Origin of the sequence: Paraburkholderia elongata (genome assembly GCF_013177735.1) — a bacterium.
Taxonomy (GTDB): Bacteria; Pseudomonadota; Gammaproteobacteria; order Burkholderiales; family Burkholderiaceae; genus Paraburkholderia; species Paraburkholderia elongata.
This window is the reverse complement of sequence record NZ_WOEZ01000214.1, coordinates 1-17,889: the sequence shown is the minus strand read 5'-3', so window position 1 is coordinate 17,889 and position 17,889 is coordinate 1. Positions and strand designations below refer to the sequence as shown.

Genomic DNA, 17,889 nt, shown 5'->3' with positions numbered 1-17,889 from the left:
ACGTTCCTCTCACTGATTTGCAGCGGCAACTTCTCGGGCTACTCGGCGTCCCTGAAGGCGCTTTTCGCCCGCCAGACTAGCGACGAAATTCGCGCCAAATTGTGTCCTCGACGTGCGGAATGTAAGTCCAGATGCACCACTGCCCCCTCCAAGCCAGGGGACCCGCTTAAGAATTAGCGGTGTGAAGCCGCTTTCTTTGCTTACTTTCTTTGCGGCGGCAAAGAAAGTAAGTGCCTGCCCCGCACAGGGGCGACGCTAATAAACCACTAAGAAATCAAGGAAAGGCCAACCCCGCAGGCATACAGACAAAGCGCCGCGCAGGCAAAAAAACCTCAATCAATCCCTAACCTAGCCCGAATCGCGGGCAACATATACTCCACCGCCGCGCGCCCCTCCTCAATCGCCGGCCCGGCCCGGTGAAAATCAAAAATCCCCATCCCCCCCAGCCGCGGCTGAATCAAAATATCCGCCGGTTCGCCAGCAAGGCGACTCCGCGAAATCCGCACCTGCATGATGTCGATGCTCTGCGCGATCGAACTCAGCATCGACGGCACGCGCGCACTCGGCGCCGGCGCCACACGCACATCATCGGAAGCGCGCCCTTCGGCAGGTGCAAGCCAGCGCGGCCAAGGCTTGCCGTTCCGACGCAGCGCGACCGGCGGCGGCGCATCCGGATCGAGCGCCGGCGTGTCGACCGCCGCTCCGCCGAAATCGCGGCCATTCAGAATATCGTTGTTCAGATCGACAGCGATCACGCAGTCCGCCCGCATGCCGCGCGCCACCGACACCGGTACCGGATTGCTCAGGCCGCCGTCCACGAGCCACACGCCGTTGTAAAACACCGGCGTGAAAATCCCTGGAATCGCAATCGAGGCGCGCACCGCGTCGACCACGCTGCCGTCCTGCAACCAGCTCTCGCGGCCCGAATCGAGTTCGGTGGCCACAGCCGCGAACGGCATGTTCAACTGCGCGATCGAGCGGCCGGCGAATTTGTCCGCGAATATCTGGATCACCTTGCGCCCGCCGAGCAAGCCGCCCGAAAAACGCAGATCGAGCAGCCGCACCACCGTCTGCCAGGTGAGCCGCGAAACCCACTCCTCCAGCCAGTCGAGGTCGCCGTTCGCGTAGATCGCACCCACCAGCGCGCCGATCGACGTGCCGCACACCACATCCGGCTTGATGCCCGCATCGTGCAACGCGCGAATCGCGCCAATATGCGCCCACCCGCGTGCGGCGCCACCACCCAACACCAGCCCGATACGGCTGTATCGACGTCGATGTATCATTCGTTCCCTGCCTTTTATCCACTATCGCCCACGTATCACGTCCGAGCGCGATGTCGTGTACACCTTCTGATATTGATCGAAGTGCACGTTGAAAATGCCTTCTTCAGTCACGCCGCCCTCGCGCCACTTCCAGCTCCATACGGTTTCCGGCTTGAGGGGAAACACGGCGATCTGGCCAGGCTTGCCGAGCAGGCGGCGCACCTCGTCCTCGGTCATGCCGATGCGAATCTTCCCGAAGTTGTCGGCGGTCAGCACCTGCGTGATAGCTTGCAATTTGCCGTCACTGTCGATGTCGACCATGTACGTGTTCAGTCCTTGCGGGCCACGCGGATATTCGAAACGCTTCGAACCGTCGGTAAACGTGCGCTCGGTTTCCGGCTTGCCCATCTGATCGCGGATCTGCGCCTCGGTCGTAATGCCCGGCGTCATATTCTTGAGCAGTAACGCATCCGGCTTGACGGCGTTGAAGAATTCCTTGAGTTTTTGCACGGCGCGGTCGCTCTGTTGGTCGTCGCAACCGGTCAGCGCAACGCACGCGGCCAGCATAGCGACAATAAGCAGTTTGAGGCTCACAGCGAGTTTCCTGTACGGACGCGAAGCGGCAATTCGCCCGCATCCCGTTGTGTAGGGTGTCCCCAAAGGGGGCTTCCTTCGGGGCGTGCTACAGGATAACCGCACACGGAAAAAACCGCGAGCGAGGCCGGCAAGGCGGCCGTGGGCCGTCGTGCAGCGTGATTTCCGTGATTTGCGTGGGATGCGGATGCTCGACGAGGCCGCGGGAAAACCGGGAAACGCACAGGAAGAGGCACAAGCGAAGGCGCCGCAAAACGCGCGGCGACGGGCACGGCAAAAGGCATGGAAAAAGGCGCGGCAAAGGGCGCCAAATCCGCGGTGCATCCAGGAAAACCGTTGCCACAAGCAAAAAGGCGACGCTGTGTAAAGCGTCGCCAGAATTGGTCGATACGACCGATACGGTCAAGCCGGAACCTGATAACGGCCAAACAGCCGCCTGAAGCGAAGCACCGCGGACGACGCGCAGCGGTCCGGTTCCAGGCGAAGCGGTGAGAGACCTTGGCCTCTAACCTTGCGCCACCGCCGGAATGGCAGACCGCTGCTTGTTTGGCCGCCCTGGTCCCTCGATAAGCCTTCCAAGTGCAGCTAATCTAAACGGATCGGCGGATTTAAACGAGAGCGCGTTTACACCGAATTGGCAGATGATTTGTGCAGTGCGTAGCGACCGGCTTGTGCGGCGGTCGCGCTGTTCTCCTTACGCGCGGACAAACGCAGCGAAACCTTCACGCCCCGCCCCCTGCAGCACCGAATCGTTCTGCGGCGTATGAATCCGCGCACACAGCACGTCGCGATAGTGACTCTCGAGCGGATTGTCACGACTCAGGCCGGGATTCCCGCTCGCCTCGATGGCCAGTTGCACCGCCTCGATTGCCTGATTCGTCACTGTGTATTTGACGAGCGGCGCTTCGTCAAGCGTCACGCGTTCGGCATGCGCGCTTGCGTCGAGCAACACGCGATTGCTGAACAGCAGCGCGTCGATGCCGCCGAGCGTCTGCTGAAACGCGGGCAGACTCGCGAGCGGCGCGCCGAGATTGCCGGGCGTGCGCTCGGCGGCCCATTGCGCGAACCAGTCGCGCGCGGCCCGCGCGACGCCGTCATATACCGCGGACAACAGCACGCTCATCCACGCGAAGCCGAGCGCATCGAGCCCTGCACCCGGCGCGCCGGGCAGATGGACGTCAACCGCATGAGCGGCTGGCACGAACACGTTATCGAACACGAGTTCGTGACTGCCCGTTGCACGCATGCCCAGATGATTCCACTCGCTGCCGACCCGCACGCCGGGTGTGTCGCGATGCACCAGCCACACGCCGACGCGCGGCGGCGTCTCGTCGCTGCGCGCCCACACCGCGAGCCAAGTGAGGCCGGGGCTGCCGGTCGAGTACAGCTTACTGCCGTCGATGATCCAGCCGTCGGCGCTGCGCTTTGCGATAGTCGATGGCAAGCCGCCGCGTGCCGGCGTACCCAGCTCGGGTTCGACGCGCAGCGAGTTGATCAGCGCGCCATCGCGCACCGCATCACGCGCCACGCGTTCGCGCAGTTCGACAGGCCAATGCGGGTTGCCCTGCAAGCGATGATGAAACAGGTATTGCATCACCAGTACCAGTGCGGTGGACGGCTCGCCACGCGCCACCGCGCGCACCACTTTCAACGCTTGTGGCAAGCTCGCACCGGCACCGCCAAGCGATGTGGGAACCGTCAACGAGAGCAGATCGAATTCGTGCAAGCGCGCCAGATTGCCATGCGGAAATTCGGCCGTGCGGTCGTAGCGAGCCGCGCTGGCAGCGAACTCGCTCGTGAGCCGCGCGAGCAGTGCGTCGAACGCATCGCTATCGAGCGGTGGATGACGGCGCGTCACCGCGCTTTCGGCAATCGGGGCGTTCATACGGGGACTCCGGCGGGCCGAGTCAAGGCAGAGGGAAGCTGCGATCGAAGCTCGGGCGCACGTCGAGATGTGCACGGATCACGTTGGCGGCTTCGTAGGTATCGGCGGTACGCTGCTGCGCGGCGACGACGCTGTCGTCGATCGCCACCGGATGCACCTGGCCACGCTGATAGACGGTTTTCAGCACATCGGTCGGCAGGCCCGTGACTTTTGATTGCATCGCCGCCACCTCGTCGGGATGCGAAAGCGCCCAACGCTGACCGATCGCCACACGTCGCAGGAAGTCGGCGAGTTGCGCGCGCTTGTCCGCGATCGCGCGTTCGGTCGCAACCTGATAGCTGAGTCCTTCGGAGAGGCCGACGCCGTTCGCGATGATGCGATCGTGATCGCGCGCTTCGCCGAGTGCGGTGTATGGGTCCCACACCGACCATGCATCGACGCTGCCCGACGCGAGCGCTGCCTTCGCATCGGCGGGCGCGAGGAATACGAACGAGACGTCAGTCAGCGGCACGTTGGCTTTCTTCAGTGCGGCGAGCGCGAGATAGTGGCCGATCGAACCGCGCGTCGTGGCGATGCGTTTGCCCTTCAGGCTCGCTGCATCGTTCAATGGCGAATGCGCGCCCACGACGATCGCCAGATCCAGCGGATTCGACCGGGTTGCTGCGACCGCGCGTACCCGAGCGCCGGCAGCGAGCGCGAACACCAGCGGCGCATCGCCCAGACCGCCGACATCCACGGCACCGGCATTCAGTGCTTCGCCGAGCGGTTGCGCCGCCGGAAAGTTGAACCACTCGATCTTGTACGGCAGATCTTTCAGCTGACCGGACGCTTCGAGAATGCCGCGCGTTTGCAATGACTGGTCGCCGACTTTGAGCACGGGTAGATCCGCTGCATAAGACTGCGTTGCGCAAATGGTCGCGCACAGTGCGAGCATTGCCGCGCCGAGCGGTTTGAGCAACGCACGTTGCAAGACAGATAAGGCGGAGAAAGAAGAGTGGGAAGTCGTCATAGCGGCGATTACGTCGTGGCATCCAGGTGATTTGCCATCGACGATAAGGCACGCATCTGTATAAGACAAACGCATTATTCTGCTAAGCAAATGTGCGAATTTTCTTGAGAGGCGATGCATGCGCGCACATCGATACGAGTATCATCGAACGCACGAATCTGGCGCCCCCAGCGCACTCATTGAGTCACCGCCTATCATGAAGATCGACGAAATCAACGCATACGTCACCGTCATTCGCTGTCAGTCGTTGCAACAGGCAGCGCTCTCACTCGGCCTCTCTCAACCGGCGATCACGCGCCGCCTGCAGAATTTCGAAGAGGCGCTCGGCGTCGACCTGCTCGACCGTAATACGCGCCCACTCAAAGCGACAGCAACGGGTCGGTGCGCAGCGTGCGGCTTGAGCCGCACGCTGATTTTGTTCGCTCCGGCTGATTCGACTGATTCACCGGCGTAGCGTGGCTCACCGGCGTCATCTGCGTCATCTGCTTCGCGCAAGCCCCCACCTCAAATCACACGGAAACCGTGCGTGCCATCGCGCCCAAGTTGAGCAACAAGTCCGTACTCCCATTCCAGATACGCGTTCATCGCTTCACGCGCGCTATCGGTTCCCTCATACGGCCGACGATAACGATCGATGCGCGGCGATGCCAAACGCGTCTCACCACTTTCGACGACCAGGCCCGTTTCGATCCACGCGCTCGTGCCGCCGCTTAGCACCTGCACCGGCTTACCCGTCAACGCGGCCAACTCAGGCGCCGCGAAGCGCGCAAGAAGACTGCTGCCACAGGTCACCACATAACGTTGCTCATCCGGCAGCTTGTGCAACGCTTCATCGAGTTGCCCACGAATCACGAACCATGCGCCCGGAATATGGCGCTTCACGTAGTTCGCGCTGGTCGTGAAATCCAGCACGGCAGTGCCGGGCGATTGCAAAAGAGCAACCAGTCCGGTCGGCGTGATCTCATCGACAGCAGGCGGCGTGGGCGCATGACGCGCGGTGGGCGCCGGGCCTTTTTCGCCGAAATCCGCGTTGCCCAGGCCGTCCACCACGTACACCTCGACATTCATCTGCGCGAGCCACGACGCGGTCATGTTCGCGCGCACGCCGTCGTTGTCGGCAAGGATCACGCGCGCGCCGCGCACCGGCGCGAACATGTCGGTCTCCTGCACGAGTTGACCGCCGGGCGCGTTGCGAAAACCAGGCACATGCCCCGCTTCGTATTCTTCCGGCGTGCGCACGTCGAAACGATAGACGGTGCGTACCGCTTCGTCGGCCCAGCGGCGCGCTTCGTCGCGCGACGTGCGGCTCACCGTGGCACGATCGGCCACCCCACGCGCGGAATCGGCGGCGGCGAGGCGAAGCGTGTCATCGACAATCGGATCGAAGCGGCGCGAACTGCCGTGCGCGAGCGCCTGACCGGCAAGCGTCCAGCCGATGGTGCCATTGCGCAGCGCCGCAACCGGATTCGGCACGCCCGCATTGATCAGCGACTGCGCGCCGATAATGCTGCGCGTACGGCCCGCGCAATTGACGATGATGCGCGTCGACGGGTTCGGCGCAAGCTGTCGGGCGCGCAGCACCAGTTCCGCGCCCGGCACGCTGATGCTGCCGGGAATATTCATGGTCTGGTATTCGTCGAAGCGGCGTGCGTCGAGCACCACCACATCGGCTTCATGATCGAGCAGCGCCAGCACCTGTGGCGCTCCAAGGGACGGCGTGTGGCGCTCGCTTTCAACCAGTTCGCCGAATGCCTTGCTCGGCACGTTGACGTCCTGGAACAGTTCACCGCCCGCTTCGCGCCAGCCTTGCAAACCACCCTCGAGCAGCGCGACATCGGTATAGCCCAGCTCGCTCAGACGGCGCGCGGCGCGTTCGGCAAGCCCTTCGCCGTCGTCGAACACGACGACCGGCACATCGCGACGCGGCAAGCGCACAGGCGCTTCCAGTTCGAGCCGCGACAGCGACAGGTTGGCCGCGAACAACGGATGACTGCGTGCGTGCAGATCCTCCTCGCGCACGTCCACGAGCGCGATTTCCTCGCGCTCGAGCAGTGCGCGGCGCACATCTTTGAATGATCGGATACGGAACTCTTTAGCGAAACTCATGAGATCAGGGACTCCCTCGAAACATTCCAGATATTCGGCAACACGTCGTTCGAGTAACCGGAGATAAAGGTTTTGCGGCCTCCGCAGGCGGGATAGACGGAACGCGTCACCGCGCCAATATTTCCACCGTACACGTGAATGCTGATCGACGCACGATCACGAAAAACATTACTCACGCGATGGATATCGCCGATGCGCGGCGACACGGCATCCACCGCGCCGGCGTCCAGGCGCTTCGCCGCCCCCTCTTCCTCCAGCGCACCACCTGGCGTGATGCGATACCCCTGAGCAATTTCCGCACCACGCAACACCCCGATCAAACCCCATACGGTGTGATCGTGCACCGGCGTCGACTGGCCCGGTCCCCATACAAAACTGACGATTGAAAAACGCTGCTGCGAATCGGCGTGCAACAGAAATTGCTGATAGCGCTCGGGATGGGGCTGCGCGAAGGCGTCGGGCAACCAGTCGTCGTGAGCGATTAGTTCGCGTAGCGCGACACCGCCGGCTTCGAGCAAATGTGCCTCGGGCGCGTGTTCGTCGACGAGGGACGCAATCCGGCCGACGAACGCGCGCAGCCGGTCCGGTCTCAAAGCTTGAGTCATCGAATGTTCAGAATGTGGGTTAGCTTGAATCGGTCACGCACCGCGGGCGAGCGCGGCGTTGAAGGTGTCGGTCCACAACGGTGCGACGTCGACGTGCCGGTCGATGACCGCGGCACGCGCGAACGTATCGGCAACCTGCTGCTCGCTCGCGATGTCCGCCGCCGTGATGCCGGTGACGCGACGCGCCTGACTCTGGTTGCGATACAGCGAGCGGATCGCCTCCTCGGGCACACGCAACTCCGCGGACAACACCTTCGCGTACGCATCCTGATGCTGGCCGAACCACGTGCAGGCGCGTTGCAGCCGCACCAGCAGATCCGCCGAAGCAGCCCGCCGTTGCGGATCGGTGAGCACCGACGGATGACCGTAGTAAAGATAATTGCCGGACAAATAGCCGTTGGCGTTTTTCAGCACGCGGGCCCCAGCTTGTGAGATCGCGAGCGGCACGTTGTAGCCGTAGATCGCCCAGGCATCGAGCGAACCGGCGTTGAACGCAGCGAAACCGTCGCGCGGCGCGAGCGAGGTGGCCTGAATATCGTTGAACGATAGCCCCGCCTCTTCGAGCATGCGCAGCAGGTAGTAATGCGTCGTGGTGGCGCGCAGATAACCGACGCGTTTGCCCTTCAGATCGGCAATTGAGCGGATCGTCGAACCCTTGGGGACGAGCACGACCTGATTGTTGACGTCGTCCTTGTAGACGGCGATCACGCGCACCTGAGCGTTCTGCAACCGCGCGAAGATCGGCGGGATCTCGCTGCCCGAGGCGATATCGAGCGAGCCGCCGTTCATCGCCTCGACCATCGCGTTGCCGGACTGGAACTCGGACCAGTCGATCGTGTACGGCGTATCCGCGAGGCCGGCGGTTTTCAGCAGCGTAGCGTCGCCGCCTTTGTAGGTCGCGACGCGCAAACGGACTTTGCTCAGATCGACATGCGCATCGGTTTTCTCGCTGACTGCCGGCGTGGCTGCAACAGATGCTGTCGAAATCAGGCCTGTGCCTGCTGCGCCGAGCAACGCAGCCGCCGGCAGCGCGGACACAAGCCGGCGGCGCCGGAGCGAAGCCGGCGAATCGAAACGTTGGGTCATCTTATGGGGCGCTCAGGTCAGGACGTCAGGCTCGGCTTCAACCAGCCCTTCCAGCAGGCTCTGGAACGCAAACAGCGCGCCGCCCGGGCGGCCTACCTGTTCGTGCGTGAGCTTGGCGACGTCGTGCGGGATGGCTTGCGGCGAGCCGGCGGCTTCAGCGAGCAATTGCGCATGGCAGGCGTTATCGAGCGCGATATACCACCAGGCCGCCGCCTCGACGCTCGGACCCGCCGAGAGGATGCCGTGATTCTTCAGGATCACTGCCTTTCGTTCGCCCAGCGCCGCGGCAATGCGCGCGCCTTCGTCGGTATCGAGCACGACGCCGCGGAAGTCGTCGAACAACGAGTGATCCTGATAGAACGCGCACGAGTCCTGCGTCAGCGGGTCGAGCGTGCGGCCGAGCGTCGACCATGCCTTGCCAAAGAGCGAATGCGTGTGCGCGGCGGAGACCACATCGGGGCGCGCCTCATGAATCGCCGCGTGAATCGCGAAGGCCGCCTGATTCACCGGCCCCTCGCCGACGACGATCTCCCCTTCTGCATTCACCAGCAGCAGATCGGACACGCGAATGCGGCTGAAATGCTTGCCGAACGGATTAACCCAGAAGTGATCGGGCCACTCCGGATCGCGAGCGGTGATATGGCCGGCGAGACCTTGATCGAAGCCATAGCGTGCGAATAGGCGAAACGCCACGGCGAGCCGCTCCTGCCGATAGCGCCGCTCAGCCGCGATGCTTTCACGCGGCGGGGCGTCGTCGAACCAGAATTTACGGAGCGGCGCGTGACGCTGGAGCGGCGGCGTATCCGGGGTGTCTTGCAGCGCGCGGGCACTTTGCGGCGCCGGAGTGTTTTGCAGCGCAGGGGCAGTTTGCGGCGTCGGGACGGTTTGCAGCGCGGCGGACAGATCGGTCATCGTTGCTCCGTTCAGGCGGCCACGCGCTCGATGCGCGTGATCCGTTCGCGGGTGGCCGGAATCAGTTCACGGCCGTAGTCGATGGCGTCTTCAAGCGGATCGAAGCCGCGCACGAGGAAGGTCGAGACGCCGAGCGCGTAATACTCCGCGAGCGTCTCGGCGACCTGTTCGGGCGTGCCGACCAGCGCGGTCGAATTCGAGCGTCCGCCGATTTCCTTGGCGACGCCGGTCCACAGACGTTCATCGACACGATCCGATTCACCGGATGCCGCGAGCAGCCGCCGTGCGCCTTCGCTTTGCGCCGGGCCGCCGACGCCGAGTCCTTGCGCCGCGCGCAACCGCCTCGTTTCTTCGAGGATGTGCTCCGCGCGTTCCCATGCGGCCGCTTCGCTCGTTGCAAGAATGGGCCGAAACGACACCGAGAAACGCACGGTACGACCGTGTTTGGCGGCTTCGGCGCGCACGCGGGCGACTTGTTCGCGCACTTGCGCCTTCGATTCACCCCATAGCGCGTAGACGTCTGCATGACGTCCGGCGATTTCGAGCGCGGGCGCCGACGCGCCGCCGAAGTACACGGGGATATGGGGTTGCTGCACCGGTTTCACTTCGGAGAAGCCTTGTTCGAAGCGGTAGTACTGGCCGTTGTGATCGAAGGGTTTCGCTTCGGTCCAGATGCGGCGCAGGATGTGCAGGTATTCGTCGGTGCGGGCGTAGCGTTCGTCATGCGACAGGTAGTCGCCGTCGCGGCGTTGTTCGGCGTCGTCGCCACCGGAGATGATGTGGACGGCGAGACGGCCGCCCGAGTAGTGATCGAGTGATACCAGTTGGCGCGCGGCGAGCGTGGGCGCGACGAAGCCCGGACGATGGGCGAGCATGAAGTGCACCTTGCTCGTGACGCTGGCCGCGTGGGCGATGGTGAGGAGCGCGTCGGGGCTTGTCGAATGATGCGGCACGAGGATACGGTCGAAGCCCGCGGCTTCGTGTGCGCGGGCGAATTGTTCGACGTAGTCGATGTCGATGATCGGACCTTGCGGTGTGTGGGTTTCAGAGACCTTGCGGGTCTGGATCATGCCGATGAATTCGATGGACACGGTGTGTGTCTCCCAAGGTGGTTTTTTCCCCGGCGGGGCGGTGGCTTTCTTCGCTGGATGCATTTGCTCTGTTCGAGGGATTTAAGGTAGCAGTGCTACATGCGGTTGTTAAATATTGATCGGGTATATCTATATCGGGTTTGCATGTAATGGGAGGGGTTTTGGCTGCGCCGTGCTTGTTCGTCTGTATGCGTGCGGTGTTGGCCTTTGCCTGGATTGTTTGCCTGCTTGGCGTTTTTTTCCTGTATGCCTACGGCGTTGGCCTTTCCTTGAATTGATATTGGTTTATTAGCGTCGCCCCTGTGCGGGGCGGGCACTTACTTCTCTTTGCCGGCCGCAAAGAGAAGTAAGCAAGAGAAAGCGGCTCCAACCGCTAATTCTTAAGCGGGTCCCTCGCGCAGTTGCGGTAGTGGTGCATCTGGAATCCGTGCCCCCGCACATTCGGCGTGAGTGACAACGCGCTCATCAGCTCCCACTCCGCACTGTGTGCGTCGCGGACGGGTCTGCATGGGAAACCAGGGGTTTCGTTTGCGCGTGGTGGGGGCCGTCGGCTTCGCCTCGGCGAGGCGCCCAAGTATCCAAAAGACGAGTTCCGCAAGCGCATGAAAGTGCGAATACTTGGGCCCAGTGAAACGTCGGTGCGTCGCGGTGGCAGTTGCAGTGGCGAGTCAAGTACTGAGCAAACGTGAGCGCGAAAACGTTATGGGCGGTTTCATGAAATATGCTTCGGCGCGCGCAGCGCCGCCGGAAGTATGACGGCCTTGTCACTCACGCTGAATGTGCGAGAACACAGATTCCAGATGCGCCACTACCTCCTCCAAGCCAGGGGACCCGCTTAAGAATTAGCGGTGTGAAGCCGCTTTCTTTGCTTACTTTCTTTGCGGCGGCAAAGAAAGTAAGTGCCTGCCCCGCACAGGGGCGACGCTAATAAACCAATAAGAAATCAAGGAAAGGCCAACGCCGTAGGCATACAGACAAAGCGCCGCAAAGGCACCCCCACCCTGAACAGGCAAAAACCAAACCCTTCCACGAACGTGGACATCACCACGCCATCAGCAGAAAACCAAAACCTTTGCCAAAATGCCCCATCGCGCGAAAGCGCCCAAAACACCAAATGAACAGAAAATGATCCCCTTCTCGGTCCTCGACCTATCGCCGGTCACCGCAGGTGCCACCCCCGCGGACGCGTTCAAAAACACACTAGACCTCGCCCAGCACGCGGAAAACTGGCACTACCGCCGTTTCTGGCTCGCTGAACACCACAACATGACCGGCATCGCCAGCGCGGCCACCGCGGTGGTGATCGGCCACGTCGCCGGTGGCACGAAGACAATCCGCGTCGGCTCCGGCGGCGTCATGCTGCCGAACCACGCACCGCTCGTCATCGCGGAACAGTTCGGCACCCTCGCCTCGCTCTATCCGGACCGCATCGACCTGGGCCTCGGTCGCGCACCCGGCACCGATCAAAGCACCGCCCGCGCGCTGCGCCGCGATCTGCAAAATAGCGCGGAATCCTTCCCCGACGACGTCGTCGAGTTGCAACGCTATTTCGCCGACCCCGTGCCAGGCCAACGCATTCGCGCAGTCCCAGGCGCAGGTCTGCATGTGCCGCTGTGGCTGCTCGGCTCATCGCTATACAGCGCGCAACTGGCCGCAGCACTCGGTCTGCCGTTCGCGTTCGCGTCGCACTTCGCGCCCGACCACATGTTCACCGCGCTGAAGGTCTATCGCGAACAATTCCGTCCGTCGGCGACGCTCGATAAGCCATACGCCATGGTCGGCGTCAATCTGTTCGCCGCCGATAGCAACGACGAAGCGCGGCGTCTGTTCACATCGCTGCAGCAGCAGTTCATCAACCTGCGGCGCGGCACGCCCGGTCAGCTGCAGCCGCCAGTCGAGCGGCTCGAAGCGTCGCAGATGGAGTTGAACGGCGTCGCGCATTCGCTCGCCTGCTCCGTGATCGGCGATCGCGATGTGGTACGCGAAGGACTGCTGTCTGTCATCGATCGGACCGGCGCGGATGAATTGATGCTGACCGCGCAGATCTACGATCACAAAGCACGGCTGCGCTCGTTCGAGATCGCCGCGCAAGTGCGCGAAGCGTTGAGCGCCGGCAAGTAATAACGGCGGCGAGTAACAAAAAGGGCGGCCCCTTTCAGCAAAGGGCTGCCCTTCTTTTTTTCGCCGATCGACTGGCTACCTAAAACTCACCGATTAGCCGGCACTGCCGCCAAGCCATCGAGCAGCGCCTGATGAAACACCTTCGGATCCTGCATCTGCGGCGCGTGCCCCAAATCGGCGAATTCGACCAGCGTCGCATGCGGAATCGCCTTCGCGGCGGCCTTGCCCAGTTCGGGGTAGTGGCCGATCTTTGCGCGCACCTCAGGCGGCGCCACGTCCTTGCCAATCGCGGTCGTGTCCTTCTGGCCGATCAGCAGCAGCGTCGGCATGCTCAGGTGGCCCAACTCGTACACCACCGGCTGCGTGTAAATCATGTCGTACAGCAACGCGGAATTCCACGCCACGATCTGTTTGCCAGGGCCGCGGTACATCCCCGCCAGCATCTGTACCCACGGCTCATAGTCCGCACGCCACTGGCCCGCGTAATAGGTCGTCTGTTCGTAGCGGCGAATGCCGTCCGCAGTCGTCTTCAACTCGCGCGCGTACCATTGGTCGCTCGACAAGGACGGGACACCCAACGCCCTCCAGTCCTCGAGGCCGATCGGATTGACCAGCACCAGTTGCTGGGTCTCATGCGGATACATCAGCGCATAGCGTATCGCGAGCATGCCGCCGGTCGAATGGCCGATGACGGTTGCATCGGTCACGCCGAGCGATTCGAGCAACGCATGCGTGTTGCGCGCCAGTTGCTGAAAACTGTACTGATAGTGCTCCGGCTTGCTCGACTTGCAAAAGCCGATCTGGTCCGGCGCGATCACCCGATAGCCGGCGTCGCTCAGACGATGAATGGTCGCGTCCCACGTCGCCGCACAAAAGTTCTTGCCGTGCAGCAACACGGCCGTGCGGCCGTTCGCGTGCTCCGGCTTGATATCCATGTACGCCATGTGCAGCGCCACACCCTGCGAGGTGAAGTCGTATTGCTCGACCGGCGCCGGATAGTTGAAGCCCTGCAACTCGGGGCCGTACACTGGGCCGCTGTTGTCGACGGCGGCAATCGGAGCGGCGCCGGCAGCCGCGGGACCGGGCTGGCTAACGAGGCTAACAGGGCTTACCGCGCCAATAGAACTAACAGGACTGGCAGAACTACCCGCAACCGCGGCGCTAGCCGGCGTGGCGGCGAAAACACCAGGCGCTGCGGCTAGCACGCAGGCGCTCAAGATGGCAAACAAAGACTGGCGGCGGAAATTCATCAATAGTTTTCTTCTTGCAAACTGAAATCAGCGTGAAGCGTGCAGGCCGGGCGCGCTGGCAAGCCAACGCCCGCCCCCCGTTCAGAGCCGCCGATTCTACGACGCGCCGCCGGACTTTGCTGCCGCACGCGCACGCTCACGGCGGCATCGGCTGGTTAGGCACGCATATTGCGGCGGTCCACCTTACGCTCTATGTGTCGTGCCGCACGGATGCGTCCCGTTCTAGGGTTGATCGTTCGCAAGGCGGCCGCGCGAGCGGCATCCGCACAATCAACACTATTCGTCCGCGGCAAATCGGTGCTAGAACTAGCAGACAGGCCCGCGAAGACGGACCCGCCTGGCAGCACGAATCAATAGCGTGGAGCGAGAGAAAAAGACCATCCGGGGCATACTAATCATGGAGACAGACATGGAAACTCCGGCACGGCTGAACGATCTGCAACGCACCACCCTCGCCATCGTCCTTGCGGGCGGACGGGGCACGCGGCTCGGGCCGCTCACCAACAAGCGCGTCAAACCAGCGGTGCACTTCGGCGGCAAATACCGGATCATCGACTTCGCGCTCTCCAATTGCCTGAACTCCGGTATCCGCCGCATCGCGGTCGTCACGCAATACAAGGCACACTCGCTATTGCGCCACCTGCAGCGCGGCTGGGGCTTCCTGCGCGGCGAATTCGGCGAATTCATCGATCTGTGGCCGGCGCAGCAGCGTGTGGAAGGCGCCCACTGGTACCGGGGCACAGCGGACGCCGTGTTTCAGAATCTCGACATCATCCGCTCGATCCGGCCGAAATACGTGGTGGTGCTGGCGGGCGACCATATCTACAAGATGGATTACACGCGCATGATCGCCGATCACGCCGAAAGCGGCGCGGATTGCACGGTCGGCTGCATCGAGGTACCGCGCATGGACGCCGTGGCCTTCGGCGTGATGGCCGTCGATGAAAACCGCCGCGTGACCGGCTTCGTCGAGAAACCCGCCGATCCGCCCGCCATGCCGGGCCGCCCGGATTCGGCGCTAGCCAGTATGGGCATCTACGTGTTCAGCGCCGATTACCTATATGCGCTGCTCGAAGAAAACATCTCGAGCGTCGATACCGATCACGACTTCGGCAAGGACATCCTGCCGCGCGTCGTCACGCAAGGCACGGCGATCGCGCATCCGTTCAGCATGTCGTGCGTGTCGTCGGACCCGACCGTGGAGCCGTACTGGCGCGACGTCGGCACGATCGACGCTTACTGGGCAGCAAACCTCGACCTCGCCTCCACCATTCCGACGCTCGATCTGTACGACCGCAACTGGCCGATCTGGACGTATCAGGAGCAGTTGCCGCCCGCCAAGTTCGTCCGCGACTTGAAGGGCCTGCAAGGCACCGGCAACAATCTGATCGTATGCGGCGGCTGCGTGATCTCGGGCTCGCAGATTTCGCGCTCGGTGCTGTCGTCGAATGTGAAAGTGAGTTCGTTCTGTAATATCAATGAGGCAGTCTTATTGCCGCAGGTCACCGTCGGCGCGAGCTGCCGGCTGCAGAAAGTGGTGATAGACCGCGGCTGCGCCATTCCGGAGGGCACGGTAATCGGCGAAGATCCGGTGGCCGACGCCGAACGCTTCTATCGCACCGAGGACGGCGTGGTGCTGGTCACGCCCGAGGCGCTGCAACAGAAGGGGACGTGATGCTGACCGGGACGGCAAGACGAACGGCCTGGGGCAGCCAGCCGCCCGTCTTGCCGCTCATGCGGACCTTACGCAAACCCGCTTACGCAAACCCGCACTACCAGGAACGAGACCGAGCCTATGACGATTCGTGCCCTGCACGTCGCAAGCGAGCTGTATCCCCTCCTCAAAACGGGCGGTCTCGCCGACGTAGCGGGCGCGTTGCCGCCCGCGCTGATCGAACGCGGCGCCGATGTGCGGGTGCTGCTGCCCGGCTTTCCCGCGGTGGTCGCCGGCTTGACCGACTTGCGGCCGGTGGCGCAGTTGGGCCGCCGTTTCGACTCGCCGGGCGTCACGCTCGAACAGGGCACGCTGCCGTCGAACGGCCTGATCGTCTACGTGATCCGCGCCGGCTCACTGTACGACCGGCCCGGCAACCCGTATCTGAACGACGAACACGTGCCGTACGGCGACAATGCGCAACGCTTTGCCCTGCTCGGCTGGGTCGCCGCCCAACTGGCGCAGCACCTCGACCAGGCGTGGGCGCCGCAGATCGTCCACGCGCACGACTGGCATGCCGGGCTCGCGCCCGCCTATCTGAAGGCGGCGGAACGGCAGCACGGCCGGTCGTTCGCCCGCAGCGTCTTCACGGTGCACAACCTCGCGTATCAGGGAATTTTTCCGGCGCATCAGTTCGGCCAGCTGGCGCTGCCGGATGACTTCTTCAGCATGCACGGCGTCGAATTCTATGGGCAGTTGTCGTTCCTCAAAGCGGGCCTCTACTACAGCGACCGCATCACCACCGTCAGCCCGACCTACGCCCGCGAGATCCAGACACTCGCCCAAGGCGGCGGGCTCGATGCGTTGCTGCGCCATCGCTCGCACGATCTAAGCGGCATCCTGAACGGCGTCGACTACTCGGTGTGGAATCCCGCCACGGACACTCTGCTCGAAGATCACTACACGGCCACCCGGCTGGCCGGCAAACTGCCCTGCAAGGAGGCGCTGCAGAAGCGCTTCGGCCTCGCGCAGAAAAGCGATGCGCTGCTTTTCGGCGTGGTGAGCCGGCTAACCGAACAGAAAGGCCTCGATCTGCTGCTCGAGACGGTCCCTGAGATTGTCAAACGCGGCGGCCAGTTGGTGGTGTTCGGCACCGGCGACCCCGCGCTCGAAACCGGTCTGAAACGCGTCGCGCATATGCATCCGGAATCGGTAGCGGTCGAACTGGGTTTCGACGAAACCCTCGCGCATACGATCGTCGCGGGCAGCGACGTGATCGCGGTGCCGTCGCGCTTCGAACCCTGCGGGCTGACGCAACTGTATGCGCTGGCTTATGGGTCGCTGCCGCTCGTGCATTGCGTCGGCGGCCTGGCGGACACGGTGGTCGACGCGTCGCTCGAAAATCTCGCCGACGATCTCGCCACCGGCTTCGTGTTCGAACGATTCGAGCCGAAGGGCCTTGCAGCGGCGATCCGTCGCGCGTTTGCGCTCTATGACCGCCGCACCGAGTGGAAAGCCACGCAACGTCGCGCGATGCATCAGGATTTTGGCTGGGGCGCCTCGGCAGAGCGCTATCTGGCGCTGTATCGCGAACTCGCCTGATTCCCCCACCCGTTTGATGGTTCGACGCAACAACACGGGGACGGATCGACTCGCGCGTGACAAACTCATGTATTGTTTCCTGACTATGCAGAGCGCGCATTTTTCTTACACTATCTGAATCAGCCACGCCGCTTCAGGTGCCCGGCCAAGGCCGGTCCGTTACCGCGGCCATCCGTCCGTTTTCATTGATCGCGCATCACCGCTTGCGCGGGCCACACCATGACGAAAAACGTTCTGAGCATCCAGTCACATGTCGTCTTCGGGCACGCCGGTAACAGCGCGGCCGTGTTTCCGATGAGCCGGCTCGGCGTCAATGTCTGGCCGCTCAATACCGTACAGTTCTCGAACCACACGCAGTACGGTCATTGGACCGGCGGTGCGATCGAGGCATCGCAGATGGAAGAGCTCGTCGAAGGCATCGGCGCGATTGGCATGCTGCCGCGCTGCGATGCCGTGCTGTCCGGCTATCTGGGCACGCCCGAGCAGGCGCAATCGGTGCTGGAGATCGTCAAGGCCGTGAAGGCCGCCAATCCGCGCGCGTGGTACTTCTGCGATCCGGTGATGGGCGCCGCGGGCGGCTGCAAGGTCGAGCCTGGCATCCAGGAATTTCTGGTCCGCACCATGCCGGCGGTCGCCGACGCCATGGCGCCTAACCATACCGAGTTGCAGCGCCTCGTGGGCCGCGAGATCGAGACGCTCGAAGAAGCCG

General features: G+C 63.1%; 14 protein-coding genes and 1 pseudogene. 5 read left to right on the top strand and 10 right to left on the bottom strand.

The features are described from left to right. Positions 1-332: 332 nt before the first annotated feature. The 4 genes from GNZ13_RS38700 to GNZ13_RS38685 all read right to left on the bottom strand — a co-directional run bounded on the left by GNZ13_RS38700 (position 333) and on the right by GNZ13_RS38685 (position 4,678). Entirely contained in the window at positions 333-1,286 is a 954-nt protein-coding gene (locus tag GNZ13_RS38700; protein ID WP_172174985.1) for a patatin-like phospholipase family protein, read from the bottom strand. Between the two features lie 21 nt (positions 1,287-1,307). After that, complete coding sequence (locus tag GNZ13_RS38695) at positions 1,308-1,859, bottom strand: hypothetical protein (protein WP_172174982.1); 552 nt, start codon at positions 1,857-1,859, stop codon at positions 1,308-1,310. Between the two features lie 694 nt (positions 1,860-2,553). Next, on the bottom strand, positions 2,554-3,744 hold the full coding sequence (locus tag GNZ13_RS38690) for an acyl-CoA dehydrogenase family protein (protein ID WP_172174979.1): 1,191 nt from the start codon (positions 3,742-3,744) through the stop codon (positions 2,554-2,556). A gap of 22 nt (positions 3,745-3,766) precedes the next feature. Beyond that, on the bottom strand, positions 3,767-4,678 hold the full coding sequence (locus GNZ13_RS38685; RefSeq protein WP_236002381.1) for an ABC transporter substrate-binding protein: 912 nt from the start codon (positions 4,676-4,678) through the stop codon (positions 3,767-3,769). Between the two features lie 271 nt (positions 4,679-4,949). On the opposite strand from GNZ13_RS38685, the pseudogene GNZ13_RS38680 reads away from it, so the two are divergent. Next, positions 4,950-5,135, top strand: a pseudogene (locus GNZ13_RS38680) (LysR family transcriptional regulator); the annotation flags it as partial. A 122-nt stretch (positions 5,136-5,257) separates the two neighbouring features. On the opposite strand, the gene GNZ13_RS38675 reads toward GNZ13_RS38680, so the two are convergent. The 5 genes from GNZ13_RS38675 to GNZ13_RS38655 are packed head-to-tail and all read right to left on the bottom strand — an operon-like array spanning position 5,258 to position 10,553. Further along, positions 5,258-6,859: a rhodanese-related sulfurtransferase gene (locus GNZ13_RS38675; protein WP_172174973.1), complete on the bottom strand. Its 1,602-nt coding sequence runs from the start codon at positions 6,857-6,859 to the stop codon at positions 5,258-5,260. Beyond that, entirely contained in the window at positions 6,856-7,464 is a 609-nt protein-coding gene (locus GNZ13_RS38670) for a cysteine dioxygenase family protein (protein WP_172174970.1), read from the bottom strand. Before GNZ13_RS38670 ends, GNZ13_RS38675 begins: the two co-directional genes overlap by 4 nt. A gap of 33 nt (positions 7,465-7,497) precedes the next feature. Continuing rightward, a complete protein-coding gene (locus tag GNZ13_RS38665) occupies positions 7,498-8,550 on the bottom strand; it encodes an ABC transporter substrate-binding protein (protein ID WP_172174967.1) in 1,053 nt (350 codons plus the stop codon). Between the two features lie 12 nt (positions 8,551-8,562). Beyond that, positions 8,563-9,462, bottom strand: coding sequence for a class II aldolase/adducin family protein (locus GNZ13_RS38660; RefSeq protein WP_236002380.1), 900 nt, complete (start codon positions 9,460-9,462; stop codon positions 8,563-8,565). An 11-nt stretch (positions 9,463-9,473) separates the two neighbouring features. Continuing rightward, on the bottom strand, positions 9,474-10,553 hold the full coding sequence (locus GNZ13_RS38655) for an LLM class flavin-dependent oxidoreductase (RefSeq protein ID WP_172174964.1): 1,080 nt from the start codon (positions 10,551-10,553) through the stop codon (positions 9,474-9,476). Between the two features lie 1,125 nt (positions 10,554-11,678). On the opposite strand from GNZ13_RS38655, the gene GNZ13_RS38650 reads away from it, so the two are divergent. Beyond that, complete coding sequence (locus GNZ13_RS38650) at positions 11,679-12,674, top strand: LLM class flavin-dependent oxidoreductase (protein ID WP_172174961.1); 996 nt, start codon at positions 11,679-11,681, stop codon at positions 12,672-12,674. An 86-nt stretch (positions 12,675-12,760) separates the two neighbouring features. On the opposite strand, the gene GNZ13_RS38645 is transcribed toward GNZ13_RS38650, so the two are convergent. Beyond that, positions 12,761-13,924: an alpha/beta fold hydrolase gene (locus GNZ13_RS38645; protein ID WP_172174958.1), complete on the bottom strand. Its 1,164-nt coding sequence runs from the start codon at positions 13,922-13,924 to the stop codon at positions 12,761-12,763. 409 nt (positions 13,925-14,333) lie between these two features. On the opposite strand from GNZ13_RS38645, the gene glgC reads away from it, so the two are divergent. From glgC to pdxY, 3 genes are all read left to right on the top strand, one after another. Continuing rightward, positions 14,334-15,599: a glucose-1-phosphate adenylyltransferase gene (gene glgC / locus GNZ13_RS38640; RefSeq protein WP_172174955.1), complete on the top strand. Its 1,266-nt coding sequence runs from the start codon at positions 14,334-14,336 to the stop codon at positions 15,597-15,599. Between the two features lie 120 nt (positions 15,600-15,719). Continuing rightward, positions 15,720-17,180 carry a glycogen synthase GlgA gene (glgA, locus tag GNZ13_RS38635; protein WP_172174952.1) on the top strand — a complete coding sequence of 487 codons (1,461 nt, stop codon included), beginning with the start codon at positions 15,720-15,722 and terminating at the stop codon, positions 17,178-17,180. Between the two features lie 219 nt (positions 17,181-17,399). Beyond that, the coding region (pdxY, locus tag GNZ13_RS38630) for a pyridoxal kinase (protein WP_172174949.1) at positions 17,400-17,889 on the top strand (490 nt) is incomplete at its 3' end.

Bases quoted from the DNA above. Each gene is read 5' to 3' on its own strand.
- GNZ13_RS38660 (WP_236002380.1), bottom strand. From the start codon at position 9,462: ATGACCGATCTGTCCGCCGCGCTGCAAACCGTCCCGACGCCGCAAACT.
- GNZ13_RS38650 (WP_172174961.1), top strand. From the start codon at position 11,679: ATGATCCCCTTCTCGGTCCTCGACCTATCGCCGGTCACCGCAGGTGCC.
- glgC (WP_172174955.1), top strand. From the start codon at position 14,334: ATGGAAACTCCGGCACGGCTGAACGATCTGCAACGCACCACCCTCGCC.
- GNZ13_RS38665 (WP_172174967.1), bottom strand. From the start codon at position 8,550: ATGACCCAACGTTTCGATTCGCCGGCTTCGCTCCGGCGCCGCCGGCTT.
- GNZ13_RS38675 (WP_172174973.1), bottom strand. From the start codon at position 6,859: ATGAGTTTCGCTAAAGAGTTCCGTATCCGATCATTCAAAGATGTGCGC.
- GNZ13_RS38700 (WP_172174985.1), bottom strand. From the start codon at position 1,286: ATGATACATCGACGTCGATACAGCCGTATCGGGCTGGTGTTGGGTGGT.
- GNZ13_RS38645 (WP_172174958.1), bottom strand. From the start codon at position 13,924: ATGAATTTCCGCCGCCAGTCTTTGTTTGCCATCTTGAGCGCCTGCGTG.
- GNZ13_RS38690 (WP_172174979.1), bottom strand. From the start codon at position 3,744: ATGAACGCCCCGATTGCCGAAAGCGCGGTGACGCGCCGTCATCCACCG.
- glgA (WP_172174952.1), top strand. From the start codon at position 15,720: ATGACGATTCGTGCCCTGCACGTCGCAAGCGAGCTGTATCCCCTCCTC.
- GNZ13_RS38685 (WP_236002381.1), bottom strand. From the start codon at position 4,678: ATGCTCGCACTGTGCGCGACCATTTGCGCAACGCAGTCTTATGCAGCG.
- GNZ13_RS38670 (WP_172174970.1), bottom strand. From the start codon at position 7,464: ATGACTCAAGCTTTGAGACCGGACCGGCTGCGCGCGTTCGTCGGCCGG.